Origin of the sequence: Pauljensenia sp. 20925_1_34, from assembly GCF_041432775.1 — a bacterium.
Classification (GTDB): Bacteria; Actinomycetota; Actinomycetes; order Actinomycetales; family Actinomycetaceae; genus Pauljensenia.
Map to the genome: position 1 here is coordinate 1 of NZ_JAPWAG010000049.1, position 5,037 is coordinate 5,037.

At 64.5% G+C, this 5,037-nt stretch carries 3 protein-coding genes and 1 tRNA gene; 2 read left to right on the top strand and 2 right to left on the bottom strand.

The genetic code is table 11. The features are described from left to right. The coding region (locus tag O3669_RS10695) for a tetratricopeptide repeat protein (RefSeq protein ID WP_371524820.1) at nt 1-974 on the bottom strand (974 nt) is incomplete at its 3' end. A 221-nt stretch (nt 975-1,195) separates the two neighbouring features. Then, on the bottom strand, nt 1,196-3,943 hold the full coding sequence (gene aceE, locus O3669_RS10700; protein ID WP_371524822.1) for a pyruvate dehydrogenase (acetyl-transferring), homodimeric type: 2,748 nt from the start codon (nt 3,941-3,943) through the stop codon (nt 1,196-1,198). 324 nt (nt 3,944-4,267) lie between these two features. Here aceE and O3669_RS10705 point away from each other — a divergent pair, with 324 nt between their 5' ends. Both O3669_RS10705 and O3669_RS10710 read left to right on the top strand, forming a co-directional pair. Next, complete coding sequence (locus tag O3669_RS10705; RefSeq protein ID WP_295919495.1) at nt 4,268-4,669, top strand: DUF3052 domain-containing protein; 402 nt, start codon at nt 4,268-4,270, stop codon at nt 4,667-4,669. Between the two features lie 102 nt (nt 4,670-4,771). Next, nucleotides 4,772-4,845 (top strand) — tRNA-Val (locus O3669_RS10710). Nucleotides 4,846-5,037: the final 192 nt, after the last annotated feature.

Sequence of the window (5,037 nt, forward strand, 5' to 3'; positions counted from 1 at the left end):
GTGAGGGGGTGGTTGTCACCCAGGACGCGCGCGCGGCCTGTGGCGGCCTGCTCGTACAGTTGGATGGCCTCAACGAAGCGGCCCGCCTGCAGGTGACAGTTTGCGAGGTTGTTACGCAAGGTCAGGGTATTAGGATGATCGTCGCCAAAAATGCGGGTGCTGTCGGTGATAAGCCGCTCAAACAGGGTGATAGCCTCATCGAGGCGCCCCGCCTCCTGGTAACAGCTGGCGAGATCGTTGCATGCGCTGAGCGTCTGAGGATGATTCTCACCCAGAACACGTGCATAGTCTTCGAGAACCTGCTCGTACAAGGTGATGGCCTCATCGAGGCGCCCTGTCTGCACATAGGTGTCGGCGAGACTGCTGCGCTCGGCGAGTCGACTTAGGTGGTCTTCGCCAATGATACGGGTCGGGTCTTCGGCGGTGTGCTGGTGGGAGGTCTGTGTCAATGCGGTGATTGTGCGTTCAAGTGCTGTGTGCTTGAAATGTGGCGATGCTGGTGCGAGTGTCAGGTACTCCTGCGCGACGCTGCCCAGGAGTGCGTCGAGGTACTGGAGTTCACCGGGGGCGTAGTTCTGGCGTGCTGAGGCTGATTGTGCGAGAACGTAGCGTCGGAACACCTCGGGCTTGCGTATTGCTTCACGTAGGGCGTTCTCGTCGTCGGCAAGGAGTGTGATTGTTTGCTTCACTGATGCCTCAAGGTGAGCGATGAAGCTATCGATGCGGGACCTGTCGTAGCCCGACTCAACGAGCTGTCCCTCGATTGCGGCCAGTTCAGCGCTTATCGAGTTTGTCAGGTGGTCACATGTCTGTGCGTCGCAACTACCAGCTATTTGATCCAGAAGGCTGCGGGCCCGTTGGTAGAGGTCGTGCCCACCCTCAATTGAGTCGGCAGTGAAGCCAAAACCCGGTACTGTAACAATCGATGTCACGATGCTTGTCGTGATACTCAAAGCTGCCGTCGCTGTGTTCATGCGCACAGTGTACTCGCTACAATCAGCGGGGATAACCACCTGAGAAAATTTGGTGCAGCTGGGACGAACGTGACGATGGGTGGTCTGGATTCGTGGCACGAATTGAGTGAAACGAAGACGTGGGGGAGAGGGGACGAGGCCGGGGACCCCGCGTGGGGAACCCCGGCCTCGTTCTCATGACCGCTGGGCGCCGCGGTGGAGGAGCGGGCGCCTAACGGCGCTCACTCCTCGCCGGCGTGATCCGAGCCTGCGATGGAGTAGTTGAACAGGTCGTACTTCGCGATCGCCTGGCCGACGACCGACGGGTCGATCTGACCCTTGTCGGCCAGGGCGGCCAGCGTACGCACGACCATGGACTCGGCGTCGATGTGGTACCAGCGGCGCGCCGCGCGACGGGTGTCGGAGAAGCCGAAGCCGTCCGCGCCGAGCACGTGGTAGTCGCCGGGGACCCACTGGCGGATCTGGTCGGGCAGCATGCGGTCGAAGTCCGAAGAAGCGACGAACGGACCCTCGCGACCCGCGAGCTTGGCCGACACGTAGGGCGTACGGCGAGGCTCGGTCGGGTGCAGGTAGTTGTGCTCCTCGGCGTCCAGGCCGTCGCGGCGCAGCTCGTTCCACGAGGTCACCGACCACACGGCGGCGTCCACGCCCCAGTCGCGGGCCAGCAGCTCGCGGGCCTCGCGCGCCCACGGCACGCCCACGCCGGAGGCGAGCAGCTGAGCCTTGGGGCCGCCGAAGTTCTGGTGCTCATCGAGGTTGTAGATGCCCTTGACGATGCCCTCGACGTCGACGTTCTCGGGTTCAGCCGGCTGGTGGATCGGCTCGTTGTACACGGTGATGTAGTACATGACGTTCGGGTCGCGGTCGCCCGCGTTACCGTACATGCGCTGCAGGCCGTCCGCCATGATGTGGCGGATCTCGTAGGCGTAGGCCGGGTCGTAGGACACGAACGCGTGGTTGGTCGCGGCCAAAACCTGAGAGTGGCCGTCCATGTGCTGCAGGCCCTCGCCCGCGAGCGTCGTGCGGCCGGCCGTCGCGCCTATGACGAAGCCCTTGGTGAGCTGGTCGCCGGCGGCCCAGAACTGGTCGCCCGTGCGCTGGAAGCCAAACATCGAGTAGAAGATGTAGATCGGCACCATCGGCAGGTCGTGCGTGGCATACGCCGTGCCGACGACCTGGAAGGCGGCAGCGGAGCCGGCCTCGGTGATACCCGTGTGCAGGATGCGGCCCTGTTCGGACTCACGGTAGGACAGCATCATGTCCGCGTCGACGGGCGTGTAGGACTGGCCGGTCGTGTTGAAGATCTTCGCCGAGGGGAAGATCGCGTCCAGACCGAAGGTACGGGCCTCGTCGGGGATGATCGGCACGAAGTACTTGCCGACCTGCTTGTCCTTCATGAGGTCCTTGATCAGACGCACGAGGGCCATGGTCGTGGCGACCTCGAGCTTGCCGGAACCCTTGGACAACGCTTCGAAGGGGCGGGCGGGCAGCTCGGGGAGCTTGGGCTGGCGGTCGGCGCGGCGCTCGGGCACCCAGCCGCCGAGGATCTCGCGGCGCTCCTTCATGTACTGCAGGGCCGGGTGATCGGCCGGCGGCATGTAGTACGGAGGCATGTAGGGATCGCGTTCCAGCTCCTCGTCCGTGATCGGGATCTGCAGGCGATCGCGCAGCTGCTTGGCGTCCTCGAGCGTCAGCTTCTTCATCTGGTGCGTCGAGTTACGTCCCGCGAAGTGCGTGCCCAGCGCGTAGCCCTTGATGGTGTGGGCGAGGACGACGGTCGGCTGGCCGGTGTGGTCCATGGCCGCCTTGTAGGCGGCGTAGACCTTGCGGTAGTCGTGGCCGCCGCGCTTGAGCGCCCAGAGCTGGTCGTCGGTCCAGTTCTTGACCATTTCCTTGGTGCGCGGGTCGCGGCCGAAGAAGTGCTCGCGCACGTAGGCGCCGTCGTTCGCGCCGAACGTCTGGTAGTCGCCGTCCAGGGTTTCGTTCATGACGTGGACGAGGGCGTCGTCCTTGTCGGCGGCGAGGAGCTGGTCCCAGCCTCGACCCCAGATGACCTTGATGACGTTCCAGCCGGCGCCCTTGAAGAAGGCTTCGAGCTCCTGGATGATCTTGCCGTTGCCACGCACCGGGCCGTCGAGGCGCTGCAGGTTGCAGTTGATGACGAAGGTCAGGTTGTCCAGGCGCTGCTGGGCGGCGAGCTGGAGCATACCGCGGGACTCGGGCTCGTCCATTTCACCGTCGCCGATGAAGGCCCAGGTGTGCTGCTGGGAGGTGTCCTTGATGCCGTTCATGTGCAGGTAGCGGTCGAACCACGCCTGGTAGATGGCTTCGGCGGGACCCAGGCCCAGCGACACGGTCGGGTACTCCCAGAACTCTTCGAGCTGGCGCGGGTGCGGGTAGGAGGGCAGACCGTGCTCGGTGGAGACCTGCTGGCGGAAGCCGTCCATCTGCTCTTCGGACAGGCGGCCTTCGAGGAACGCGCGCGCGTAGGGGCCGGGGGAGGCGTGGCCTTGGAAGAAGACGTGGTCGCCGCCGCCGGGGTGGTCCTTGCCGCGGAAGAAGTGGTTGAGGCCGACCTCGTAGAGGGTGGCGACGGAGGCGTAGGACGAGATGTGTCCGCCGACCTTGACGCCGGGGCGCTGGGCGCGCGTCACCTGGACGGCGGCGTTCCAGCGGATCCAGCGGCGGTATTCGCGCTCCATGGCTTCGTCGCCGGGGAAGTACGGCTCCTGGTCAACGGGGATGGTGTTGACGTAGGGGGTTGTGTATTCCTGGGGGAGCTGAACGCCATTGCGGCGCGCTTCGCTGAGCATGTGCAGCAGGATGTAGCGTGCGCGGGGGCCGCCCTTTTCGTTGATGAGCCCGGTCAGGGACTCGACCCATTCGGCGGTTTCCTGGGGGTCGTTGTCGGGGACCTGGGGGATCAGCCCGTTCACGACGACGGGGCGTGACTCGTGGAGTTGGCTCACGGTGTACCTTCTCGCTTGACTCGGAGCTGCGACGTGCAGCGTTCGTGGGCGGTGTCTTCGGTCGACATCGCACATATCGGGACTATTGTCCCACTAATGGTGTGGCTTTGCGAGTGTTTGGTGGCTCGTGCGTGTATGAGGTGCGTATCACCGCCAGGAGGGATGGGTGGTGCGCGTAAATCCACTGGTCAGAGGGGTGATGCCGTGCGGGGCTGTTTCGATAGGTGTTATCCCTTGCATTCGACGTGGTTTCATGCCCTAGGATAAATACGTGAACGTTGATATGACACTGAGCGGCAGCTCGTTGAAGGGCGGTGCTGCGTGATGGCAGTGAGCCTGGGTTTTGCGTCCGATGCGATCGTGCAGGAGTTCTACGTCGATGACGACGTCGATCAGGGTGTGCGTGACGCGATTGAAGGGGAGACGGGGCATCCGCTCGTGGACGTCGATTACGCGGACGTCGTGGATGGCGCGATCGTCTGGTGGCGCGCGGATGACGCCGAGGAGGAGGACCTTGCGGACGTGCTCGTGGACGCGATGTCGAACCTGGATGACGGCGGCCTGATCTGGGTCCTGATCCCCAAGCCGGGACGCCCCAACTCCGTGCGCGTGGGCGACGTGGAGGAGGCCGCTGAGATCGCCGGCCTGCACGCGACGACGTCGACGGCGCTGGGGGCGAACTGGGCGGGCGTGCGCCTGACCGCGCGTCCTCGTTCGCGCCGCTAGTTTTATTGACGAGGCCGGGGCTCCTCCGCGCTGCCGTGCGCTGTGACGCTCGGCCTCGGATGTGACCGCAGACGCCGATTCTGGTAGATTGGCGCCTGCGTGGGGCCTTTAGCTCAGTTGGCTAGAGCGTCTGGTTTACACCCAGAAGGTCATCGGTTCGAGCCCGGTAGGGCCCACAAACGCCCGGGGGCCGGAAGCGATAGCTTCCGGCCCCTGACTGCTTTATCGAGCAGTGCGTGTGACGCGCGTCAGTCCTGCTCCTCGCGCTCCTCGGTGTGTGAGGTCTCTTCCTGCTCTGCCAACTCCCGGCGGGCTGCCTCGAGGTTCTCGCGTACCGTCGTGGTTAAGGGGTGGTCTTCGCCCAGGAC

Excerpts from the sequence above, each read along its gene's own strand:
- O3669_RS10705 (WP_295919495.1), top strand. The coding sequence starts at position 4,268 with ATGGCAGTGAGCCTGGGTTTTGCGTCCGATGCGATCGTGCAGGAGTTC.